Source organism: Streptomyces sp. NPDC001933, from assembly GCF_042890955.1.
In the GTDB taxonomy this organism is placed as follows: Bacteria; Actinomycetota; Actinomycetes; order Streptomycetales; family Streptomycetaceae; genus Streptomyces.
Genome location: NZ_JBIASS010000008.1, coordinates 162,722 through 186,093, shown reverse-complemented (window position 1 = coordinate 186,093; position 23,372 = coordinate 162,722). Strand labels below are relative to the sequence as shown.

Below are 23,372 nucleotides of genomic sequence, written 5' to 3'. Positions count from 1 at the left end.
AGGGCGGTCGCGTGGTAGCACTCATCGAACGGCAAGTGCGACCACGCGGCCCTTCGGTCCCAGCGCAGGGTGAGATCCCGACATTGTGGATGACGCCCTGGACGGGGACCTGTCGAGCGCTCCGCAGACCGTGGAGGACGGCGTCTGCGGCAATGGGGATCGGCCTTCAGCGGCGATGCGGATCAACCTTCAGCTGACGCCTGCCGGACAGTTGACGGCCTGCGACCGAGGTCCGGACATGCGTCCTGGATGTGCAGGGCTTCATGGACCTGTTCGCCGCGGACGGCTCTTCAACAGCGTCGTCTCCGTCGAGCTGACGATCCGGGGCACCTTCACCGCAGCGCCTGAGCCGTGAACGTCCCCACCCACACACCAAGCCGCCGGTGAAGGGCGGCACGCCCCCAGAGGCGTCCCGGTCGGCCGAGGAAGCTCAGACGCACCTGCCGGTTGCCGTTGTCTGCGTTCGTGTCCGCGAAACTCCGCCAGGACAACCGTCAGCGTGGACGCCGGGCGGCACCGGTCCGTCAGGTCCCGGTGCCGCCCGGCGTGGCATGTGCTCTTCTCCGTGCGGGGTCAGATGAGTTCGGAGAAGAGCGGCTTCAGGGTCGGCCAGCGCTCGGCCGTCACGAAGACCGGAATGGTGCCGAGGGGTGCCTCACGGAGGATCTCCTGGCCGCCCGCGACCGTCTCGCCCGTCCATGCGTCGACCCAGTCCGTGCCGACGGGCAGGTAGACGGTGCGGCGCGTGGCACCCGGTTCGGTGACCGGGGCGACGAGCAGCGCCGAGCCGAGCCGGAAATGGTCCTGATGGTCCCAGATCTTCGGGTCGTCGGTGTGGTCGAAGAACAGGCCACGCATCAGCGGCTTGTTCTCGGCCAGGCCTGCCTTCGTCTCCTCGGCCAGGTACGGGATCAGGCGTTCACGCAGCTTGGCGTAGCGGCGGAAGCTGTCGAGGACGGCCGGGTCGCCGGAGCGGTCCGCGATGTTCCACGGGGTGCGGTCGCGCAGCGGCAGGCGGTGGTGGTTGTACTCGGAGTGGTACTGCATGACCGGCACGAACGTGGAGAACTCCGTGGCGCGGACGTACAGTTCGGCGTCCGGGACGTCGCCGGAGAAGCCCGCGAGGTCCCACCCCCAGTAGACGATGCCGCACGCGGAGGCGGTGATGCCGGCATTGACGGAGTGGCGGTAGGCGTCCCAGGTGGAGTCCTCGTCGCCCGCCCAGAAGGCGCCCGCGTTCTGCGATCCGGTGAATCCGGCACGGCTGAAGGTGACCGGCGCCTTGCCGCTCTCGCGCAGCAACTCGCCGTAGGCTCGCGGGTATTCGACGGGGAAGAGGTTGTTGGTGACGTCGCCACTGGTGCCGTCGGCGTAGCGCAGGTCGGCGCCCCAGGCGTGCTCGCCGCCGTCGGTCTTGAAGCCGTCGATACCGACCTCGTCAACGAGGTAGCGGCGCTTGGACAGCCACCATTCGCGGGCCTCGGGCTTGGTCAGATCGGGCATCAGGGAGAGCGGGAACCACCAGCCGCGGTTGCGGTAGGGTCGTTTGCCGCCCTCCTCCTGGACGCCGTACCCGTTGTCGATCATGGCCTTGGCGTCGGCGGCGGCCTGCCCGGACGGGTTCGGGCGCATTTTCATCAGCGGGATCTGCCACAGCAGCACCTTGATGCCGCGCGCGTGCAGTTCGTCGACCATGGCCTTGGGGTCGGGCCAGGCGCCGTCGGCGGGGAAGGTGAAGTCGGCGAGCCGGTGCGCCGATCCGTCCTCGTTGACCTCGTACTGCGCGTCGCGGAACGCGGTGAACGTCGCCTCGTCGCTCCACGCCTCGATGACCAGGGCGCGGACGGGGATGTCGGTGTCGCGGTGGCGGTCCATCTCGGCCATGACACGAGCCTGGGTGTTCCACTCGTTGCCGCTGGCCCACAGGCCGAACACCCACTCGGGCAGTTCTTCGGGGCGGCCCGCCTCGTCGAGGAAGGCGCCGAGCACGTCGGCGGGGGTGCCTCGGTAGCAGTGGGTGTCGAGGGCACCGTCGGCGCCGACCTCCGCCTCGATCCACATCAGGTCCGTGTCCGTGGCTCCGATGTCGTACCAGGTGCGGCGGGAGGTGCGGACGTGGAAGCCCCAGCCGTCACCTCCGATGACGAGGGCGAACGGCATCGGCAGATAGGTGCGGGTGGTGAAGCCTTGGCCCTTGTACTGCTCGAAGACCTGGGAGTCGAGGGCGACGCCGCGCTGGTCGACCGCGTTGTAGCGCTCGCCGAAGCCGACGACGTGCTCGCCCTCGGCCAGCCGCAGGGCGAAGCGGACGCGCAGTGGGGTGCCGTCGGCGGCCCGCAGGGTGCGGGCGGTGCCGGGCACGAGACGGGTGGCCGGGCCCGACACCGTCAGGGCGTCCGCGCCGTCGTGCCAGGTGGCGGGGGCCACGGTGTACCAGCGGGTGGAGCGGGTACGGCCGTCGGCGTGCGTGGCGGTGAACCGGTAACGGGCACTCGCGCCCTCGGCGAGGGGCTGCGGGCGGACGACCCAGCGCCTGCGTCCGCCGCGGCCGACTCCGGACGCGGCGGCGGCCAGGTGGCTGTCGTTGTCGCCGCCGGAGTCGCCGGCCGGCGCCTCGTCCGCCTCGACGGCGGCGGTCAGGAAGGTGACGGTCCCGCCGGTTGCCCACTCGCACACCACGGCCGTGATGTCCGGGCCGGTGGAGGCGCGCACGTCGAAGGCCTCTCCGGCGAGCGGAGTGGCCGGCACGATCTGGTCGTCGGTCGGCTCGTAGGCGTGGCCGGAGCCGTGCGGGCGGTGGCGGATCACAGGGAGACTCCGAGTTCGTCGGCGAGGATGAGGTACATGGCGTGGGACCAGAGCAGCGGGGTGGCGTTGTGCCCCCAGCGCTCCTCCCACTCGGTGAGGCGGCGCGGCGCCTGGAGCCGTACGCCTGGGGCCTGCTCGGGCAGCAGGTGGTCTTCGGTGGCGTACGAGGCGATCCAGTCGAGCGCGCGATGCGCATCGGCGGTGCGGCCGATGCGCGCGTAGTGCCAGCCGAGGAATCCGGCGAGTACTGGCCACTGGCCGCCGCCGTAAAAGGTGTCGCCGAGGTAGCGGTAGACGCCGCCGTCGGGCTGCACGATGTCGAGTTCCGCGGCGTGCAGGGTCGCGGCGGCGACCGGGCCGTCCAGGGGTACGTTCCCGAACGGGGTCAGGCAGGCGAGCAGGCTGCCGTCGACCTGCTTGCTGCCCAGCCACTTCGCCAAGTGCCCCTCGTACATGCCGCGTTCGCGCACGAGCGTGTCGATGGCGTCGATGGTGCGCGCGCACAGGTCGCGGTCGGCGAGGCCGGCCTCGGCGACCGCGTGCAGTCCGCCGCGGATCGCGCCGAGGGTGGCGCCGTGCACCTGGTCGTTGTACTCCTCCCACCAGTCGTAGCAGGGGGTGGACCAGGTCGCGGCGAGGTAGTCCACGGTCAGACGGACGGCCTCGCGGTAGGGCTCGGGGTCCGAGCCGTGCCGGGCAAGGTGGGCCGTCAGGGCCCACAACCACGTTCCATAGCCGTCGAGTTGAAAGTCCCACCAGCCGACCTCGCCGGTGTCCTCGCCGTCGAGCGTGTAGCGGGTGGGCAGGTAGGCCACCTCGTCGGGGCGCTCGCCGCGGCGCAGCGCGTCGAGCAGCTCCTCGATGCGGCCGGCGCGGTCGGTGACGACCTGGGCGCACCAGCGGTGGAAGGCGTCCGCGCTGTCCGGGGATCCTGCCCGGGAGACGGCCTCGGCGATGAAGGAGCCGTCCCGGAACCACGAGTAGCGGTAGACCTCGAAGGCCGGACAGGCCGGATAGGCGCCGGACGGGGCCTGGTTCTCGGTGATCACCTCGATGCTGCGGCGCAGCAGAGCGGGGTGGTCGGGGGCGTGCGGGATGGGCACGTTCATGTCTCCTGCGGGGTGTTCACGTACGGAGGGCATCGGGGGCGTCAGTCGTCGGCCGCGTCCAGCAGCGGCTGGATCTCGGCGGCGGCCTTGTGGAGGGCCTTCTCCACAGTGGTGGAGCCGATCACGACGGCTTCGAGCTGGTTGGTGACGATGTCGGCGATCTTCGCCTGGTCGACGAGTTGCGGGCTGGGGGCCACGTCGTCGAGGGCGTCGAAGACGGCGGCCCGGTTGTCCGGGGGCGTCCGGGCGACGTACCTCTTCTTCAGCTCGCCGCTGGTGGCCGGGGAGAGTTCCCAGGAAGTGTCGATGCGCAGTTCGGCGACCTCCTGGGAGGTGGTCAGGTAGCGCATCCACTCCCAGGCGGCGTCCGCGTTCTTGGACTGGCTGGACAGGGCGAGGGTGTTCTGGAAGACCGAGTTGGCCTTCTTGTCCGAGGTGGCGGCGGGTTCGAGGACGACGTCCCAGTTCTTCGGGCCGGCGTCGGTGATGGCGGGGAAGAACCACGAACCGCTGTGCCACATGCCGAGCTTGCCCTCGGTGAACAGTTTGGTGTCGTAGTCCGCAGCCCCGCCCATCTGCGCCTGCGTCGGCATGGTCGAACCGACCTTGCCGGTCAGCCACGTGGCGGCGGCGACGCCCTGCGGGCTGTCGAAGGCCACCTTCTTGCCGTCTTTCGACAGGAAGCTGCCGCCGTTCTGGGCGAGCGCCTTGGTGAACTCCAGGTAGGAGGGGTGCTGGAAGTCACCGAAGATGCCGTCGCCGAGCGCGCTGATCTTCTCGGCGGCCTTCTGCTCGTCCTGCCACGTCCAGTCGGCCGTGGGGTAGGCGACGCCCGCCTTGTCGAACAACGCCTTGTTGTAGAAGAGGAGTTCGGTGGAGAAGCTGGACGGCAGGCCGTACTGCCTTCCCTGGTAGGCGAAGGCGGACAGGGACGAGTCGGTGAAGTGGTCGCGCACGCCGCTCTTCGCGACGCGGCCGTCCAGGTCCGCGAGGGCGCCCGAGTCGGCGTAGGTGGTGAAGTTGTCCTGGTTGAGCTCGAAGACGTCGGGTGCGGTGCCGCCCGCGACGGCGGTCTGCAACTGCGTGAAGTACTGGTCGAACGGGGCGGTCTGCACCCGGATGTCGATGTCGGGGTGCGCCTTCTCGAAGGTCTTCTCCAGCTCGGCCAGGTCCTTGAGGTGGTCGGGCGCCGCCGTGAACGTCATGTAGTGCACGATCTTGCGTCCGTCACCGGAAGTGGTACGGGTCGCCGAGCCCTGGGTGCAGCCGGCGGTCAGCAGCACCCCGGCCGCGGCGAGAGCCGTCATGGCGCGGCGCCTGGTGGGATGGTTCATCGGGGGCCTACTTCAGTCCGGTGGTGGCGATGGAGCGGACGATGTGCTTCTGCGCGAAGAGGTACAGGAGCAGCATCGGTACGACGCTGATGACCGAGCCCGCCATGACGACGTTCCACTGAGTGGTGAACTGGCCCTGGAGGGACGAGAGTCCGAGCGGCAGTGTGTACAGCTCGGGCGAGCGGGTCACCACCAGCGGCCACAGGAAGTTGTTCCAGGAGGCCATGAATCCGAATACGGTGAACGTGGCGAGCGCGGGACGCACCAGGGGCAGCACGACGCTCCACAGGATCCGCATGTGCCCGGCGCCGTCGACGAGAGCCGCCTCCTCCAGTTCGCGCGGCACGGACAGCATGGCCTGCCGGATCAGGAACGTTCCGAAGGCGGAGGCCAGGCCGGGCAGCATGATCCCGGCGTAGGTGTCGATGAGACCGATCTGCTTCATCTCCACGAACAGCGGGACGAGCAGCACCTGTTGGGGGATCATCATCGTCGCCAGATACACCATGAACAGGGTGTCGCGGCCACGGAAGGTGAAGCGGGCGAAGGCGTACGCGGCGAGGGTGCTGGTCACCAGTTGGGCGAGCGTCGAGAGGACCGAGATCCACAGGGAGTTGCCGAGGATCCGCCAGAACGGCAGCGCGTCCGAGAGCCTGCCGAAGTTCCCGGTGGTCAGGTCGGAGAGATGAGGCACGGAGCCGAGCGAACCGTCGGGCTGGAACGCGGTGAGTACCATCCACGCGAACGGGAAGAGCATGCACAGCGCGCCGACGACGAGCGCGATGGTGACGACGGTGCCGCGCAGCGAATGGCGTGGACCGGGTGCGGGGGTCACGGCGGTCACTGGGCATCCACCACCTTGCGCTGTACGCGCGACTGGACCACGGAGACGATCAGGATCACCACGAACAGCACCCAGCTGAGCGCGCTCGCGTAACCGATCTTCCCGTAGCGGAAGGAGTTGTCGTAGACGGCGGAGACCACCGTCGTGGTGGCGCCGGCCGGGCCGCCGCCCGTCATCACGAAGACCTGGTCGAACACCTGGAAGCCGTTGATGAGGGAGATCATGACGACGAAAAGACTGGAGGGCGCGAGCAGCGGGAACGTCACGTGCCGGAAGCGCTGCCAGGCGGTGACGCCGTCGACCTTCGCGGCCTCGTACACGCTCTCCGGGATCGCCTGGAGCCCGGCGAGCAGGATCACCATGACGAAGCCGAGGTCCTTCCACGCGGAGGCGAGGATGACGGACGGCATTGCCCAGGTCGGGTCGGTCCACCAGCCGGGGCCATCGATACCGAACCAGCCGAGGACGGCGTTGAGCGCGCCGGAGTTCGGGTTGAGGATCCACTTCCACACGAGGGCGACGACGACCCAACTGGTCACCACGGGCAGGAAGTAGATCCCGCGCAGGAGGTTCCGGCCGCGCATCGCACGGTTGAGGCCGAGGGCGATGAGCAGCCCGCCGACATAGACGAGTGGCAGGTAACCGACCACGTAGTAGAGGGTGTTGCGGAACGCCTTCCATGTGTCGGCGCTGGTGAGGACCTCGCGGTAGTTGTCCAGGCCCGTCCACGTCATCGGCTTGAGCAGGTTCCAGTCGTGGAAGCTGATCCACAGCGAGCCGAGCATGGGACCGAGGACGAACGCGAGGATGAGCACGAAGCTCGGCGCGAGGAGCAGAGTGAGCAGCGCCGCCTTGCGGGGGCCGGTGAGCGTGTTCACGAGGTCGCGCCGGCCTTTCCGAGACGGGCCCGCACCGCGTCCGCCGGGCCGACCCCGTGGTCACCGGCGTTGAAGGGAGCCGACAGGACGACGGCCGCGGCGCCTTGTGCCCACGCCTGGTCGTTCCAGTCGTCGGTGATCACGTCGAGGCCCTGGACCGGGCGGAAGAGGTGGCTGCGCAGGGCGGGTTCGAACCCGTCGCGCAGATACGGCCACAGCGCGACGCCCTCGCCCGTGACGACGACGGCTCCGGGGTCGAGCACGTTGGCGACGCCCGCGAGCGTACGGCCGAGCAGGCGGCCCGCGCCGCGCAGCACTTCGAGGGCCGCGCTCTCCCCCGCCTCCGCGAGAGCCACCAGGGACTCCGGCCGGTCGCCCTCCCGTAGCAGGCCATGCTCGATGGCGGTGCGCATGAGCCCGGCGAAACCGGTGTAGGCCTCCAGGCAGCCTCGGTTGCCGCACTGGCACTGGCGCCCGTTGTCCATGACGGGTACGTGGCCGATCTCGCCGGCCGCACCCCGGGCGCCCCGACGCACCGAGCCACCGTCGACGACCGCGAGGCCGACACCGTAACCGAGGGTGAGGACGAGGAAGTCGTCGCGACCGCGCCCGTGCCCGTAGAGGAGCTGGGCGGCGCCGACCGTGTTCACGTCGTTGTCCACCAGGACGGGCAAGGCAAGCGCCTGGGACAACACCTTGCCCAGCGGGACCCGGCGCCAGCCGAGTACGGGCGAGTCGACACTGCCGTCGGTGTCGACCCGGCCGGGCACCCCGGCCCCGAGCCCCATCAGTGGGGCCGCACCGCGAACGGCGTGCACCTCAGGGGCAAGCAGCACGACAAGACGGTCCAGGGCATCGGCGTCCAGGGCGTCGAAGGGGTGCGTGACACAGCCGGTGACCGAGCCGTCGAGCGTGACGTGCACGACGGTCACATGATCGGGCGCGACCTTCACTCCGATGGCACGCCCCGCATCGGCGACGACGGCGAGCCGGATCGCCGGGCGGCCACCCGCCGAGGGCACCGAGTCGGCCTCGACGATCAGCCCCTCGGCGAGCAGGCGCTTCGTGATCTGGGTGACGGTTGCCGGGCTGAGGTCCAGCTGCCGGGCGATCTCGATCCGGCTCAGCGGACCACTGCGCCCGAGCAACGCGAGAACCGCCGTGCGGGACAGGCCGCGGGGCGAGGTGTGGGCAGTTGGTGACACGCGCCACACCTCCTTTCTTGGGCTTACGTGGAGCGACTCGCAGCGCAGCCGCTAATTTTGGACACTAAATTTAGTGGCAAACATAAGTGGCGTGCGGATGGGTGTCAACACTCCGCAACCGAGTCCCTCCGCGGCGAACGACGGCCGAGGTGCCACGCGCGCCAGGCCGGGCACGGAGATCGCAGCGCGCTGCGGCAGGGCGAGGGCCACCGGGCAATACCGTCACCCTTGCCGCATCTCTGACGCGGCCATAACAAGCGAGACACCCCTGAGGCCGACCGCGCCAGGCGCACCCGTCCCCCTTTCCCTTTTGGCCAGGCCGATTCAACTCGGCTATTTTCAAAGGGAGTTGCGAGCAGGGTGGCGCCTTTTGAGACCGGCACGTCCCCAGGGGCGCGAGCGGCCGGCACAACGAGGATTCCCGCGTCCGCGCTGACCAGCGGACGCCGGCACAGGACACGCTGTTGCGGCTTGGCCGGCCCAGGTCGGCCTCGTGCGGCCGCCCGCCTGCGCGTCGGTGACACCGACGCCATGGTCCTCCGAAGAACCACGGCCGTCACAGCCCTGTCGGCCGTACCGCTCTACGCGCTCAGCACCCCGCGCGCGAGCGACGGGATGGGCCGACCGACTCGTCGCATGTACCAGGCGACGAGAGACAACATCGCGTTCGAATCACGTGCCCGCATACGCCTCACCAGCCGAACTCTCGGTCCGGCCGGGCCTCAGACCTACAGTCGGCACCCCCGTCACCCAAGAAACGAGAGTCGGACCTGCCGCCGCGGATTGTCCTTGTTCGTGTCGACCAGGCACACCGACTGCCACGTCCCCAGCTCCAGCCGCCCCCCGATCACCGGAAGCGTCACGTGGGGTGGGACGAGGGCGGGCAGTACGTGGTCGCGGCCGTGGCCGGGGCTGCCGTGGCGGTGCTGCCAGCGGTCGTCGGCGGGCAGCAGGGTGTGGAGGGTGGCCAGGAGGTCGTCGTCGCTGCCGGCTCCGGTCTCCAGGACGGCGATGCCGGCGGTCGCGTGCGGTACGAAGATGTTGAGGAGACCGTCCCTGGAGGCGGCGTGCCGGGCGAGGAACTGCTCGCACTCGGCGGTCAGGTCGGTGACGGACTCCGTCGTGCCGGTGGTGATGTGCAGAACGCTGGTGGCGAAGGCGTGGGGCATGGGCCCATCATCGCGCCCATGGGGCAGGATCGCGCGTCCATCTGCCGAGACGTCATTGACCGTCTCGGTGATGGATCGCTACGTTCAGCGGCATGTTCCGTTCAGCTCTGCTCACTTCGCGCGGTCACATCGACCTGCTGCGGGTGGCCTCCGCCGCGTGTCGTCGCGGCTGCTGACGCACTTTCAGCCCCTTCTCCGCCGGTGACCGGGCTCTCCTGCCGCCTGTCCCCCTCGCCGTAGGCGTCTGCCCGTACGCAACGCACATCGGCGTGTCCCGCCCCGTCCGCTGCCCTGCGTGACCCCGCTGCCGTGACGGCAGCGGGGGCTCGCGCTGCCCTGGTCGCGGTGCGCCTCCCCCTGTCCATGGACTGCTCGTGGAGCCCTCATGGCCATCAGCCATGCCCTCGCACCACCGGATATGTCTTCAGAATCCGGTAAGTTTCCTGTTTCTCCCGACCGCAGGCCGCTCGACCTGGAACCTGTCGTGCCGGACTCCGCACGGAGGGCGCGCCTGCGGGCCCTGCCCCGTTGGCTTCGGCGTGCCATCGGGCCGCTGCTGCTGCTCGCGCTGTGGCAGGTGCTCAGTGCCACCGGGATCCTGCACGCCGATGTACTCGCCTCGCCCGGCACCATCGCCCGTGCCGGATCGGATCTGATCGCCGACGGGACGCTGCCCTCGGCGATGGGGATCTCGCTTCAGCGGGTCGCCGCGGGGCTGGCGCTCGGGGGTGTTGCCGGAACGGCGCTCGCGCTGGTTTCCGGGCTCTCGCAGCTCGGCGAGGATCTCGTGGACGCGAGTGTGCAGATGCTGCGCACCGTCCCCTGGGTCGGGCTGATCCCGCTCTTCATCATCTGGCTGGGCATCGGCGAGGCCCCGAAGGTGGCGCTCATCGCGCTCGGTGTGGCCTTTCATCTGTACCTCAATGTGTACGCGGGCATTCGCGGTGTCGACGCCCAACTCATCGAGGCTGGTGCGTCGTTGGGGCTCGGACGGTGGGGACTGATCCGGCATGTCGTGCTGCCGGGCGCGCTGCCCGGGGCCATGACCGGGCTCCGGTACTCGCTCGCCACCGCGTGGCTGGCCCTGGTCTTCGGCGAGTCCGTCAACGCCGACGCCGGGATCGGCTTCCTGATGAACCAGGCCCGGGAGTTCTTCCGTACCGACGTCATCGTCGTCTGCCTCGTCGTCTACGCCTTCCTCGGCCTCACCGCCGATGTCATCGTCCGCACACTCGAAAGGCTGCTGCTGCAATGGCGACCGGCCTTCGCGGGGCAGTGAGCCCCGCCGCACCGGCCGGCCCCACCGAGAGCGCGGTGCGGGTGCGGGGACTGACCCGTTCCTTCGACGGCAGGGCCGTCGTCGACGGGCTCGATCTCACCCTGCGCGCCGGGGAGTTCACCGCGCTACTCGGTCGCAGCGGCTGCGGGAAGTCGACACTGCTGCGAGTGCTCGCCGGGCTGGACCGTGAGATCGAGGGCACGGTGCTCGTGCCGAGGCGACGGGCGGTCGCCTTCCAGGCACCACGGCTCATGCCGTGGAAGCGGGTCTGGCGCAATGTGCTGCTCGGTCTGCCCGGAAGGACCGAACGGGCCGTTGCCGAGCGCGCGTTGGCGGAAGTCGGGCTCGGGGAGCGGTCCGGGGCGTGGCCCAAGACGCTCTCGGGGGGCGAGGCGCAACGCGCCTCACTGGCCCGCGCCCTGGTGCGTGAGCCCGATCTGCTGCTCCTCGACGAACCGTTCGGCGCGCTGGACGCGTTGACCCGCATCAAGGCGCAGCGACTGGTGGCCGAGCTCTGGCAGCGGCGCGGCTGCGCCGTACTGCTGGTCACCCACGATGTGGACGAGGCGCTGCTGCTGGCCGACCGCGCACTGGTGATGCGGGACGGGGCGATCGCGTACGACACGCCCGTCGGTCTGGACCGGCCACGCAGTGCGAGCGATGCCGGGTTCACGGCCTTGCGCTCCCGGCTGCTGGCCGAGTTGGGCGTCGACGGCGACGCATCCGCCGCACCCCCCGCGCCCGGCGAGGCCGCCTGAGACGGGGGCTGCCGGCCATCTGTCTCCCCGGCTCCCGCCGCTCATGACGAAAGACGAAAGAGGATCCGATGAGAAGCCGCGCTCTGCCCGCCCTCCTGCTGCCCCTGGCTCTGCTGCTGTCCGCCTGCGGCGGTGCCACGTCCGCCGCCACCACCACCAGTGGCACCGACGGGAAGGGCAGTGTCACCCTCGCCGTCGGCGACCAGAAGGGTGGTTACGAAGCCATCCTGCGGGCCTCCGGTGAACTGGACGATCTCGACTACCGGATCAAATGGTCGACCTTCACCTCCGGCCCACCGCTCCTGGAGGCGGTCAACGCCCAGGCCGTGGACCTCGGGGGCGTCGGCAACACACCACCCGTCTTCGCGGCGGGTTCCGATTCCAGGATCGTCGTGGTGGGCGCCGCACACGGATCGTCCGACGGCGAGGCCATCGTCGTACCCGAGGACTCGCCACTGAAGTCCCCGAAGCAGCTCAGGGGCCGGTCGATCGCTGTGGCGCAGGGCAGTTCGGCCCACTACCAGCTGATCGCCTCGCTGAAGAAGGCGGGGCTCGGCATCGAGGACGTGAAGCCGAAGTACCTTCAGCCGGCGGACGCGCTGGCCGTGTTCAGCCGGGGCAAGGTCGACGCCTGGGCGATCTGGGACCCGTACACCTCGCAGGTTCTGCGCACCACGAAGTCCCGGGTTCTGACCACCGGTCAGGGTGTCGTGAACGGTCTCAGCTTCCAGGTGGCCTCGCCTGCCGCGCTGAAGGACCCCGGGAAGTCCCGGGCCATCGGTGATCTGCTGCTCCGTCTGCAGCGGGCACAGTCCTGGGTGTTCAAACATCCCGATGCCTGGGCGAAGGTCTGGGCGAAGGAGACCGGGCTGCCGTACGAGGTGGCCCTGGACGCGGTCAGGCGCAGTGCCGGAACCCGGGTGTCCGTGGCCCTCGATCCTGCCGCGATCGCCTCCGAGCAGGCGATCGCCGACACCTTCGCCGATCTGGAGCTCATTCCGAGGCGCTTCTCCTTCGAGAAGTACGTCGACCCCCGTTTCAACCGCGATCTGCCTCCGTCCTCCGCCGCTCCCCGCTCCTTCGGAAAGGCCTCGTCATGAATGTTCATCTGCACTGGTTCCTGCCCACCGGTGGCGACGGACGTACGCTCGTCGACCGGCACGCCTACACCGACGGCGGGATCAAGCGGGACCGGATCACTCCGGTGAGCGGCGTGCGCGCCCCCGACATCGAATACCTGGCGCAGATCGCCAAGGCCGCCGAGCAGTTGGGCTTCGAGGCCGTGCTGACGCCCACCGGTACCTGGTGCGAGGACGCCTGGCTGACGACGGTGGCCCTGGCCCAGCACACCGAACGGCTGAAGTTCCTGGTGGCGTTCCGGCCGGGGGTGATCTCACCGGTGCTCGCCGCGCAGATGGCGGCGACCTATCAGCGGATCACCCGGGGGCGGCTGCTGCTCAACGTCGTCACGGGTGGTGACTCGACGGAGCAGCGGCGGTTCGGCGACCACCTGGACCACGACCGGCGTTACCCGCGGACCGCGGAGTTCCTGTCGGTGGTGCGGGGCGCGTGGAGCGGGCGGCCCTTCGACTTCGAGGGTGAGCACTACCAGGTGGAGGGCGGGCTGACCGCGCTGCCGCCGGACCCGCTGCCGGACATCTTCTTCGGCGGGTCGTCGGCGGCGGCGGGCCCGGTGGCCGCCGCGCATGCCGATGTCTATCTGACCTGGGGCGAGCCGCCGGCCGCGGTGAAGGAGAAGATCGACTGGATCCGCGGCCTGGCCGAGGAGCAGGGCCGTACGGTCCGCTTCGGCATCCGGCTGCACACGATCTCGCGCGACTCCTCGCGCGAGGCATGGGCGACGGCCGACCGGCTGCTGGGCGATCTCGATGCCGGGACGATCGCGGCCGCCCAGCAGGCGCTGGGGCGGAGCGAGTCGGTCGGGCAGCAGCGGATGCTGGCGCTGCACGGCGGTTCGCGCGACAAGCTGGAGATCTCGCCGAACCTGTGGGCGGGCGTCGGGCTGGTGCGGGGCGGTGCCGGAACCGCGCTGGTGGGCAGTCATGCGGAGGTCGCCGACCGGATCGAGGAGTACCACGCGCTGGGTGTGGAGCATTTCGTGCTGTCCGGTTACCCGCATCTGGAGGAGGCGTACTGGTTCGGCGAGGGCGTGACGCCCGAGCTGGCGGCGCGCGGCCTGCTTTCGACCGTACCGGCGTCGCCGCTGCTCGGGGTGCCTGCCGCGAACGGCCGGCCGGCGTCGGCGCCGGGCGGGGCGCCGCTGCTGGTCGCCGGGGGCCGCTGACCGGGCGGCGACCAGCGGGCCGGCCCGTCGACCGGCAGGGGAAGCCCCGGGGCCGGGCCTGGCCGATCTGGGAAGATCCTGGACCGCGACAGAGTTAGTAGAAACGTGAACAACTCTGGGGTGGCCGCAGCAGCACGCGAGGTCGATGTCGTCGTGATCGGCGCCGGACAGGCAGGTCTGTCCGGCGCCTACCATCTGCGCCGCGCCGGCCTGGAGCCCGATCGCGACTTCGTCGTGCTCGACCATGCCCCGCACCCCGGTGGGGCCTGGCAGTTCCGCTGGCCCTCGCTCACCTACGGCAAGGTCCACGGCATGCACGCACTGCCCGGCATGGAGCTCACCGGAGCTGACGACCGCCGGCCCTCCTCCGAGGTGATCGGTGAGTACTTCGCCGAGTACGAGCGCACCTTCGACCTGCGCGTCCACCGGCCCGTGGAGGTGAGCGCGGTACGCGAGGGCGCCGACGGGCGGCTGCTCGTCGAGAGCTCCGAGGGTACGTACGCCGCCCGTGCCCTGATCAACGCCACCGGCACCTGGGACCGGCCGTTCTGGCCGCGCTACCCGGGCCAGGAGAGCTTCCTGGGGCGGCAGTTGCACACCGCGAACTACCCAGGTCCGGCGGAGTTCGCCGGGCAGCGTGTGGTGGTGGTCGGCGGCGGGGCCTCGGGGACGCAGCATCTGATGGAGATCGCCGAGGTGGCGGCCGAGACGTACTGGGTGACACGGCGGCCGCCGGTCTTCCGGGACGGCCCCTTCGACGCGGACCGGGGGCGGGCCGCGGTGGCGATGGTGGAGGAGCGGGTGCGGCGCGGGCTGCCGCCGCAGAGTGTGGTGTCCGTGACCGGGCTGCCGCTCACCGACGCGGTGCGGCGGGCCCGTGAGACGGGGGTGCTGGACCGGCTGCCCATGTTCGACCGGATCACTCCGAGCGGGGTGGCGTGGGACGACGGGCGGACGGTCGAGGCGGACGTCATCCTCTGGGCCACCGGATTCCGGGCCGCCATCGACCATCTCGCACCGCTGAAGCTGCGCGAGCCGGGCGGCGGCATCCGGGTCGAGGGCACCCGGGCGGTCCGGGACGCGCGCGTCCACCTCGTCGGGTACGGGCCGTCCGCCAGCACGATCGGCGCCAACCGGGCGGGGCGGGCCGCGGTGCGCGCGATCGGCCGGCTGCTGGACGAGAAGAACACGGCGGCGGACGTCGACGAGGTGTTCACGCCCGCCTCGGTGTGACGGGGCGGGGCTCAGCCGGCGGACCCGCTGCGACGGCTGCGGGGGATCAACGAGCGGACGCGCTGCGGCGGTTGCGGTTGAACTCCGCCACGTTTCTCTGGTGTTCCGTATAGCTGCTGGTGAATCGGGTGTCCCCCGGCGCGACCGTGACGAAGTACAGCCATGCTCCGGGAGCGGGGTCGATCGCCGCCGTCATCGCCTGCTCCCCCGGGTTCCCGATGGGGGTGGGAGGCAGCCCCTCGCGCTCGTAGCTGTTGTACGGGCTGTCGATCTTCGTGTCGCCCGTGGTGGTGTGCAGGGTGCTGCGGTTCAGCGCGTAGTTGAGTGTGGAATCCATCTGGAGCGGCATGCCCCGGTCCAGTCGGTTGTAGATCACTCTGGCGACCTTGCCCATGTCGGCCACGGTGTCCGCCTCGGCCTGCACGATGCTCGCGATCGTCACCGTCTGGTACACCGATACGCCGTTGCGTTGCGCGCCCTCGGCGATGTGGTCCGCGCCGAATCGTTCGACCGCGGTGTCGGCCATGTACCGGAGCAGGCTCTGCGGGGTCGTGGCGGAGGTGACGGGGTACGTCGCCGGGAAGAGGTAGCCCTCGGGGTTGCCCTTCGCCGCGGCCGGGAGCGGCAGGTCCGTCGTGGCGGCGGCCTTCTCGGTGGTCCCGGGCTCGGCATCGAGGGACTTGTCGACCGCCGCGTACACCTGGGAGGCCCGCCATCCCTCGGGGATGACGAGCGAGCGGGCCTGCTCGACCTTCGGCCCTCTCGTCAGCAGCGGTACGAGCACTGCCGCTGCCACGACCAGGACGAGGGCGGCTCCGATGAACAGGACCAGACGGCCGCGCCGGGTCGGGCGGAGAGGGCGACGGGGCGGGGCGTCCGGGGGTTCGTTCACCATGCGCACGCTATCCCGCCGCCCGGAACCCGGCCCTGACGACACGAGCCCCGCGGTTCATGAATGGAACACACGAACAGGGGATCGGGTGTTCGCTGGAACGCGTGATCGTTCCGGGATTCGTTGCTCAACTCCGCTGTGACGCAGGATGATTACAGGGCGCAAGCGACGGGCTGCAGACCGCGATTGCGCTGTCCCAGATTTGCAATACGCACAAGGAGAAGCACCAAATGAACTTCCTCACCAACCTGCTCGCCGGCATCGTCCACTTCGTGGGTTGGCTCGTCTGACTATTGCTCCGCCCGGCGCCGTCGCTCCCCGTCCCACGGGAGCGGCGGCGTCGCCGCGTGTGCGGCCCGACGGCCCCCCGGCCTCGTCGATCAGCCTGTCGCGGGGGCCAGTTGGGTGTCCCTCCGGACCAGCGCGGCATAGCGGCCTTCCTGCTGGAGCAGCTCCTCGTGGCTGCCGCGCTCGGCGGTCCGGCCGCGGTCCAGGACGACGATCTGGTCGGCGTCGCGGACGGTGGAGAGCCGGTGCGCGATGGTGATGGTGGTGCGCCCCTCGGAGAGCGCGTCGATGGCTTCCTGCACTGCGAATTCCGTACGGGTGTCGAGGGCGCTCGTCGCCTCGTCGAGCACCAGGACCGGCGGGTCGCGCAGGATCGTGCGGGCGATGGCGAGGCGCTGCTTCTCACCGCCGGAGAAGCGGTAGCCGCGTTCACCGACAAGGGTGTCGTAGCCGTCGGGCAGTGAGGCGATGTGGTCGTGGATCTGTGCCGCACGGGCCGCCGCCTCGATCTCGGCGTCGGTCGCGTCCGGCTTGGCGAAGCGCAGGTTGTCGGCGACCGAGGCATGGAAGAGGTAGGTCTCCTGGGAGACCACACCCACGGCTCTGGCCAGGGTGTCGAAATCGAGATCGCGTACGTCGACCCCGTCGAGCGTGACCCGGCCGCCGGTGACGTCGTAGAGCCTGGGCACCAGATAGCTGAGCGTGGACTTGCCGGATCCGGTCGGGCCGACGACCGCCAGGCTGCCGCCGGCCGGGACTGTCACATCGATGCCGCTGAGGGTCGGGCCGCTCTTCTCGTCGTAGCTGAAATCGACATCCTCGAAGCGGATCTCGCCGCGGATGCTCTCCAGCCGGACCGGGTTCTCGGGCTCGGTGATGTCCACTTCGAGGTCGAGGTACTCGAAGATCCGCTGGAAGAGCGCGAGGGACGTCTGCATGTCCACACCGGTGGAGAGCAGGCTCACGGCGGGCCGGAAGAGGCCCTGCTGGAGCGAGACGAAGGCGACGAGCGTGCCGATGGAGACGGCGGGTCCGCCGGACTGCAGGGCGAGGCCCGCCGCCCAGTAGATGAACGCGGGCATGGCGGCCATGACGATGCCGATCGTGGACATCCGCCACCGCCCGGCCATGCTGGAGCGCACTTCGAGGTCGACGAGCTTCTCGGACTCCTCGGCGAAGCCCTTGGTGAGGGAGTCCGCGCGGCCCATGGTCCGGCCCAGCAGGATGCCGCTGACGGAGAGCGACTCGGTCACCGTGGCCGCCATCGCGGCCATCTGCTTCTGGCGCCGGGTGGTGATCTTCTTGCGCTCACGGCCGACCCGGCGGCTGATCCAGACGAAGACCGGCAGCAGCAGGAGCGAGACAAGGGTGAGCCGCCAGTCGAGGGCCAGCATGGCGACGACCGTGGCGATGACCGCGGTGAGGTTGGAGACCAGTGACGTCGCCGTGGAGGTGACGGTCGCCTGCATGCCGCCGATGTCGTTGGCGATGCGGGACTGGACCTCGCCCGTGCGCGTCCGGGTGAAGAAGGCGAGCGGCATCCGCTGCAACTGGGCGTAGACGGCGGTGCGCAGGTCGTGCATGACCCGCTGGCCGACCGTGGTGGAGATCAGGGTCTGCAGGACGCCGAAGACGCTGGTCGTCACGGCGGTGAGGATCATGCCGAGGGCGAGCAGGGACAGCAGTCCCGTACGCCCCTGGGGAATGGCCGTGTCCAGGATCTCGCGCAGCAGGAACGGGGAGGCGACCGATACCAGTGACGAAGCGCCGACGAGCAGGCCGACCAGCGCCAGCCGGCCTCGGTAGGGACGGAAGAGGCGCAGGATGCGGCGCACTTCGGCGGGCGGACGGCTCTCGTCCCGCGGCGGGGGTGTCCAGTTGATCGCGTCGGGTTTCATGGGCTCCTTCGTCGGGCGTGCGACGGCTGTGACCCGGGCGGGGCTCGATCGGGGGACCGGGCGAGCGCGCGGGCGAGCCGATTTTTGAGAGCATAGCTCATTGTTACCTATACTCACAATGAACAAGATCCTGATATTGTTCCCACCATGGACTCCTCCGACGCCGACGGCGTGCTCGCCGAGCAGTTGCTGCGGGTGACCCGCAGGCTCCAGCGGATTCAGAGCCGCCAGCTGGAGCCGATCGGCATCACGCCCGCGCAGTTCCGGCTGCTGCGCACCGTCGCGCATTACGACGGCCCGCCCCGGATGGCCGATCTCGCACAGCGCCTGGACGTCGTCCCGCGCGCCGTGACCACCCTGGTCGACGGTCTGGAGGCGAGCGGACGGGTGCGCCGCGCCCCCGATCCGGACAGCCGCCGGGTGGTCCGCATCGAGATCACCGAGGAGGGACTCGCCACCCTCCGCTCGTTGCGTGACGCGCGACGGGCCGCCGCAGAGGAGATCCTGGCTCCACTGACCGCCGATCAGCGCGAGGTGCTCGGCGGACTGCTGTCCGCTCTGGTCAACGGAATGCCGGAGCGCCGCTGCTGACGGACGCCCCCTGGACACCGGGCGGCGCGTCCGCCGCCGTGGTACCGAACCGAACCGCCGAGGAGACCTCGACATGCCATTGCTGGAGCCGAAGCCGGAAGCACTGCGTCCCGACGCGGCGCGCAAGCCCTCCGTGGACCGGGTCCCCGACCGGCAGGCTCCGGGCACGCCCGAACCGCTGCGCGGCGAGCTGATCGCCCTGCTCGGGCCGGAGAAGGTGCTCTGGAAGGTCTCCGACCTGGTGAAGTACGCCTCCGACGCCAGTCCTTACCGTTTCCTCCCCCAGGTCGTGGTGGTCCCGCAGGACATCGACGACGTCTCGGCGATCCTGTCGTACGCGCACGGCAGGGGCCGCGAGGTCGTCTTCCGGGCCGCCGGCACCAGCCTGAACGGCCAGGCCCAGGGCGAGGACATCCTGGTCGACGTCCGCCACCACTGGGCGGGCATCGAGGTGCTGGACGACGGAGCGCGGGCGCGCATCCGCCCGGGTACGACGGTCGTGCGGGCCAACGCCGCCCTCGTCCGGCACGGCCGGCTGCTGGGCCCCGACCCGGCCAGCGCGATCGCCTGCACGATCGGCGGAGTCGTCGCCAACAACGCCTCGGGGATGACGGCGGGCACGACCCGCAATTCGTACCGCACGGTCTCCTCCCTCACCTTCGTGCTGCCGAGCGGCACCGTCGTCGACACGGGCGACCCGGCCGCGGACGAGAACCTCGCCCGCGCCGAGCCGGGGCTCTGCGAAGGGCTGCTGGCCCTGAAGGCGGAGATCGAGGCGGACGCGGAGCTCACGGCCCGGATCCGGGCCAAGTACGAGATCAAGAACACCAACGGCTACCGGCTCGACGCCTTCCTGGACGGCTCGACGCCGGTCCAGATCCTGCGCGGCCTGATGGTCGGTTCCGAGGGCACCTTCGGCTTCATCTCCGAGGTCGTCTTCGACACGCTGCCGCTGGACCGCCGGATCTCCACGGCCCTGCTGTTCTTCCCTTCCCTCACCGCGGCGGCGGCCGCCGTGCCCCGTTTCAACGAGGCGGGCGCGATCGCCGTCGAGCTGATGGACGGCAATACGCTGCGCGCCTCGGTGAGCGTCAAGGGCGTACCGGCGGACTGGGCCGAGCTGCCCAAGGCGACCACGGCACTCCTGGTGGAGTTCCGCGCTCCGGACGAGCCCGGCCAGGAGGCGTACGAGCGGGCGGCGGCGGCCGTCGTGGAGGAGCTCGACCTGGTCGCGCCCGTCCCCTCGGTGACCAATGCGTTCACCCGCGATGCCAAGGTCATCTCCGGGTACTGGAAGGCCCGCAAGGCATTCGTCAGCGCGGTCGGCGGCTCCCGGCCCTCGGGCACGACGCTGATCACGGAGGACTTCGCGGTGCCGCCCTCCCGGCTGGCCGAGGCCTGCGAGGCGCTGCTCGGTCTCCAGGCGCAGCACGGCTTCGACGCCGCCGTCGCCGGCCACGCCGCACACGGGAACCTGCACTTCCTGCTCGCCTTCGACGCGGCGAAGCCGTCCGACGTCGACCGGTACGCCGCGTTCATGGACGACTTCTGCCGGCTGACGGTGGAGCGCTTCGACGGCTCCCTGAAGGCCGAGCACGCCACCGGCCGCAACATCGCCCCGTTCCTGGAGCTGGAGTGGGGTCCCAAGGCGACCGAGCTGATGTGGCGCACCAAGCAGATCATCGACCCCGACGGCGTCCTGGCTCCCCGGATCGTCCTCGACCGCGACCCGAAGGCCCATCTGCGCGGGCTGAAGACCATCCCCGAGGTCGAGGCGATCGCCGATCCCTGCATCGAGTGCGGCTTCTGCGAACCCACCTGCCCCAGCCACGATCTGACGACGTCCCCGCGCCAGCGGATCGTGCTGCGGCGGGAGATGCTGCGCCAGCCTGACGGCTCCCCGGTGGAGACGCAGCTGCTCGACGCTTACGGCTACGACGCCGTCGACACCTGTGCGGGCGACTCGACGTGCAAGCTCGCCTGCCCGGTGGGCATCGACACCGGCGCGATGATGAAGGACTTCCGCCACCGGCGGCACTCGCCGCGCGAGGAGCGCATCGCGGCGCTCACAGCGAAGAACTTCAAGGCGGTGGAGGCGGCGGCGCGGCTCGCGGTGGCCGCGGCCGACCGGATCGGTGACCGGCTCGGTGACGGACCGCTGGAGACCATCACCGCTCTCGCCCGCAGGGCCGTGCGCCCCGATCTGGTGCCCGAGTGGCTGCCGGAGATTCCCGGCGCCGCCGCCCGGAAGCTGCCCCGGACCTCCCGCGTCGGGGCGAGCGCCGTCTACTACCCGGCGTGTGTGAACCGCATCTTCGGCGGCCCCGAGGGCCATCGTGGTCCTTCGCTCCCGCAGGCCGTCGTCGCCGTGTCCGCCCGCGCCGGAAAGCCGGTGTGGATCCCCGACGATGTCGCGGGGACCTGCTGCGCGACGATCTGGCACTCCAAGGGTTACGACGAGGGCAACGCCGTGATGGCCAACCGCATCGTGGAGGCGGCCTGGGGCTGGACGGCCGGCGGAAAGCTGCCGCTGGTCGTCGACGCCTCTTCGTGCACCCTGGGCATCGCCCATGAGGTGGTGCCGTATCTCACCGATGACAACCGGGAGTTGCACCGGGAGCTGACCATCGTCGACTCCCTCGTCTGGGCGGCCGACGAGCTGCTTCCGGAGCTGACGGTGCTGCGGAAGACCGGGTCGGCGGTTCTGCATCCGACGTGCTCCATGCAGCATCTGGACGATGTGGAGCAGTTGCGTACGGTCGCGGAGGCCTGCGCCGAGGAGGTCGTGATCCCCGACGACGCCGGGTGCTGCGCCTTCGCCGGCGACCGGGGCATGCTGCACAAGGAGTTGACGGCCTCGGCGACGGCGAAGGAGGCCGCCGAGGTGAAGGCGCGCGAGTACGACGCGTACCTCTCGGCCAACCGCATGTGCGAGATCGGCATGGACCGGGCAACGGGGCAGCAGTACTACTCGGTGCTGATGGAGTTGGAGCGGGCCACCCGGCCGGGGGCCGTCGTGCGCTGACCACCGAACCGGGGCCGTTGTTCACTGATCACCGGGCCGCACGGCCCCCGTTCGCCGTCCCGGACCGCCGGGCGGGCTCGACGCGTTCGAGCCCGCCCGGCTTCTTCGTGCGGGCACGAAAGTCCATGGTTTCGACACAGGAGTCCAATCGCCCCCCTTGCGCAACAACAGACTCAACTACCAGGGTCCTTACCGAAGTTCATTAACCAGCCGCGCACGTCAGACCCCCTTTCTGGAGGATCGATGAACGACGCAGCACAGCGACACGACGGTACGCAGGGTGGCGACGAGGGTTCCGTGAGCCGCCGCTCGGTCCTCCGGACGACCGCCTCGGTGGCCGGTGCCGGGCTCGGACTCGGCGCTCTCGGCACCTCCTCCGCAGCCGCCGCCCCCGTCCGGGGCCCCGAGGCCGCCACTGCGGACCAGCCGGCCGCTCCGAAGCGCCAGGGCGCGACCATGGTGGGGGTCCCCTTCGAGGGGCGCTCCACCGTGCGGGTCGGCATCGTCGGCCTCGGCAATCGCGGTGGCAGCATGATCGACCTCTTCCTCGCCGTCACCGGCGTACAGGTCGTCGCCGTGTGCGACCCGGTCAAGGCCAAGGCGCAGCGGGCCGCCGCGAAGGTGACCGCCGCGGGTCAGCCGGCGCCCGCCGTCTACACCAACGGCGAGGACGACTACGAGAACCTCTGCAAGCGCGGGGACATCGACTTCGTCTATGTGGCGACGCCCTGGGACTTCCACTTCCAGATGGCGAAGACCGCCATGCTGAACGGCAAGCACGTCGGTGTGGAGTGTCCGATCGCGCTCCAGCTCGACCAGCTCTGGGAGCTGGTCGACCTGTCCGAGCGGACCAGGCGCCACTGCATGCAGCTGGAGAACTGCTGTTACGGGCGGAACGAGATGCGGGTGCTGCGCATGGCGCACGCCGGTCTCTTCGGTGATCTGCTGCACGGCGCGGGCGCCTACAACCACGATCTGCGCGGCCTGATGTTCGACCCGGACTACTACGAAGGCCCTTGGCGCAGGCTGTGGCACACCAGGCTGCGCGGCGACCTCTACCCCAACCACGGGTTCGGCCCGGTCGCCAATTACATGGACATCAACCGCGGCGACCGCGCGGTGAGCATCACCAGTGTCGGTTCCCCGTCCCTCGGGCTCGCCGAGTACCGCGAGAAGAACATGCCGGCCGGCGACCCGAGCTGGAAGGAGACCTATATCGAGTCCGACCGGACCATCAGTCTCGTCCAGACCGCCAAGGGACGGGTCATCCGGCTGGAGCACGACGTGTCCACCCCGCATCCGTACTCGCGGATCAACAGCCTAGGCGGCACGAAGGGCGTCTTCGAGGACTACCCCGCCCGTATCTACATCGAGCCCGACCACACCAATGACAGCTGGGGCGACTTCTCCAAGTACCAGGAGTGGGACCACTGGCTGTGGAAGGAGCACGCCAACCCGCCCGGCGGCCACGGCGGCATGGACTACATGCTGGTGTTCCGGCTGATGCAGTGCATGCGGCTCGGCCTCGTTCCCGACTTCGATGTGTACGACGCGGCGACCTGGACGTCGCCCGTTCCGCTCAGTCACCTGTCCATCAAGGCGAAGGGCGCGCCGCAGCAGATTCCGGACTTCACCCGCGGCAAGTGGAAGAAGGCCCGCTCCGGCATGGACTCGGAGAACCCGGAGAAGGCCTGACCGGCCGGCCGGGCCGGGCACAGGCCCTGCTGGGGCCTGAGCCGGCCCGGCCCGCCCGCCC

Annotated in this window: 18 protein-coding genes; 9 read left to right on the top strand and 9 right to left on the bottom strand. The window is 70.1% G+C overall.

Going from position 1 to position 23,372, the window contains the following annotated elements:
- Positions 1-573 precede the first annotated feature (573 nt).
- The 7 genes from ACFYY7_RS21325 to ACFYY7_RS21295 form a co-directional block, all read right to left on the bottom strand.
- Positions 574-2,808 carry a TIM-barrel domain-containing protein gene (locus ACFYY7_RS21325; protein WP_388663499.1) on the bottom strand — a complete coding sequence of 745 codons (2,235 nt, stop codon included), beginning with the start codon at positions 2,806-2,808 and terminating at the stop codon, positions 574-576.
- Entirely contained in the window at positions 2,805-3,917 is a 1,113-nt protein-coding gene (locus tag ACFYY7_RS21320; protein WP_388663497.1) for a glycoside hydrolase family 15 protein, read from the bottom strand. The genes ACFYY7_RS21325 and ACFYY7_RS21320 overlap by 4 nt, the downstream gene beginning before the upstream one ends.
- 41 nt (positions 3,918-3,958) lie before the next feature.
- Positions 3,959-5,251, bottom strand: a complete 1,293-nt coding sequence (locus ACFYY7_RS21315; protein WP_388663495.1) for an ABC transporter substrate-binding protein — start codon at positions 5,249-5,251, stop codon at positions 3,959-3,961.
- Between the two features lie 7 nt (positions 5,252-5,258).
- Positions 5,259-6,095, bottom strand: a complete 837-nt coding sequence (locus ACFYY7_RS21310) for a carbohydrate ABC transporter permease (RefSeq protein ID WP_388663493.1) — start codon at positions 6,093-6,095, stop codon at positions 5,259-5,261.
- Positions 6,092-6,973 (bottom strand): carbohydrate ABC transporter permease, encoded by an 882-nt coding sequence (locus ACFYY7_RS21305; RefSeq protein WP_388586506.1) that lies wholly within the window; start codon positions 6,971-6,973, stop codon positions 6,092-6,094. The genes ACFYY7_RS21310 and ACFYY7_RS21305 overlap by 4 nt, the downstream gene beginning before the upstream one ends.
- A complete protein-coding gene (locus ACFYY7_RS21300) occupies positions 6,970-8,178 on the bottom strand; it encodes an ROK family protein (RefSeq protein WP_388663491.1) in 1,209 nt (402 codons plus the stop codon). Before ACFYY7_RS21300 ends, ACFYY7_RS21305 begins: the two co-directional genes overlap by 4 nt.
- A 746-nt stretch (positions 8,179-8,924) precedes the next feature.
- Positions 8,925-9,347, bottom strand: a complete 423-nt coding sequence (locus ACFYY7_RS21295) for a secondary thiamine-phosphate synthase enzyme YjbQ (protein WP_388663489.1) — start codon at positions 9,345-9,347, stop codon at positions 8,925-8,927.
- 92 nt (positions 9,348-9,439) lie between these two features.
- Here ACFYY7_RS21295 and ACFYY7_RS21290 point away from each other — a divergent pair, with 92 nt between their 5' ends.
- The 6 genes from ACFYY7_RS21290 (at position 9,440) to ACFYY7_RS21265 (ending at position 14,922) form a co-directional block, all read left to right on the top strand.
- Complete coding sequence (locus tag ACFYY7_RS21290; protein ID WP_350692898.1) at positions 9,440-9,523, top strand: putative leader peptide; 84 nt, start codon at positions 9,440-9,442, stop codon at positions 9,521-9,523.
- Positions 9,524-9,732: 209 nt separating this feature from the next.
- Positions 9,733-10,626, top strand: a complete 894-nt coding sequence (locus ACFYY7_RS21285) for an ABC transporter permease (protein WP_388663487.1) — start codon at positions 9,733-9,735, stop codon at positions 10,624-10,626.
- Positions 10,599-11,384: an ABC transporter ATP-binding protein gene (locus ACFYY7_RS21280; RefSeq protein WP_388663486.1), complete on the top strand. Its 786-nt coding sequence runs from the start codon at positions 10,599-10,601 to the stop codon at positions 11,382-11,384. The genes ACFYY7_RS21285 and ACFYY7_RS21280 overlap by 28 nt, the downstream gene beginning before the upstream one ends.
- 68 nt (positions 11,385-11,452) lie before the next feature.
- Positions 11,453-12,484 carry an ABC transporter substrate-binding protein gene (locus tag ACFYY7_RS21275; protein WP_388663484.1) on the top strand — a complete coding sequence of 344 codons (1,032 nt, stop codon included), beginning with the start codon at positions 11,453-11,455 and terminating at the stop codon, positions 12,482-12,484.
- On the top strand, positions 12,481-13,689 hold the full coding sequence (locus ACFYY7_RS21270) for an LLM class flavin-dependent oxidoreductase (protein ID WP_388663482.1): 1,209 nt from the start codon (positions 12,481-12,483) through the stop codon (positions 13,687-13,689). The genes ACFYY7_RS21275 and ACFYY7_RS21270 overlap by 4 nt, the downstream gene beginning before the upstream one ends.
- Before the next feature lie 120 nt (positions 13,690-13,809).
- Positions 13,810-14,922 carry an NAD(P)-binding domain-containing protein gene (locus tag ACFYY7_RS21265; RefSeq protein ID WP_388663480.1) on the top strand — a complete coding sequence of 371 codons (1,113 nt, stop codon included), beginning with the start codon at positions 13,810-13,812 and terminating at the stop codon, positions 14,920-14,922.
- A gap of 46 nt (positions 14,923-14,968) precedes the next feature.
- On the opposite strand, the gene mltG is transcribed toward ACFYY7_RS21265, so the two are convergent.
- Both mltG and ACFYY7_RS21255 read right to left on the bottom strand, forming a co-directional pair.
- On the bottom strand, positions 14,969-15,817 hold the full coding sequence (gene mltG / locus ACFYY7_RS21260; protein ID WP_388663478.1) for an endolytic transglycosylase MltG: 849 nt from the start codon (positions 15,815-15,817) through the stop codon (positions 14,969-14,971).
- A 377-nt stretch (positions 15,818-16,194) separates the two neighbouring features.
- Positions 16,195-18,000, bottom strand: a complete 1,806-nt coding sequence (locus ACFYY7_RS21255) for an ABC transporter ATP-binding protein (protein WP_388663477.1) — start codon at positions 17,998-18,000, stop codon at positions 16,195-16,197.
- A gap of 147 nt (positions 18,001-18,147) precedes the next feature.
- Between ACFYY7_RS21255 and ACFYY7_RS21250 the strand changes: the two genes are divergently transcribed.
- The 3 genes from ACFYY7_RS21250 (at position 18,148) to ACFYY7_RS21240 (ending at position 23,311) form a co-directional block, all read left to right on the top strand.
- Positions 18,148-18,591 (top strand): MarR family winged helix-turn-helix transcriptional regulator, encoded by a 444-nt coding sequence (locus ACFYY7_RS21250; protein ID WP_124719176.1) that lies wholly within the window; start codon positions 18,148-18,150, stop codon positions 18,589-18,591.
- A 73-nt stretch (positions 18,592-18,664) separates the two neighbouring features.
- A complete protein-coding gene (locus ACFYY7_RS21245) occupies positions 18,665-21,616 on the top strand; it encodes an FAD-binding and (Fe-S)-binding domain-containing protein (protein ID WP_388663474.1) in 2,952 nt (983 codons plus the stop codon).
- Between the two features lie 243 nt (positions 21,617-21,859).
- Positions 21,860-23,311, top strand: a complete 1,452-nt coding sequence (locus ACFYY7_RS21240) for a Gfo/Idh/MocA family protein (RefSeq protein ID WP_388663472.1) — start codon at positions 21,860-21,862, stop codon at positions 23,309-23,311.
- Positions 23,312-23,372 lie beyond the last annotated feature (61 nt).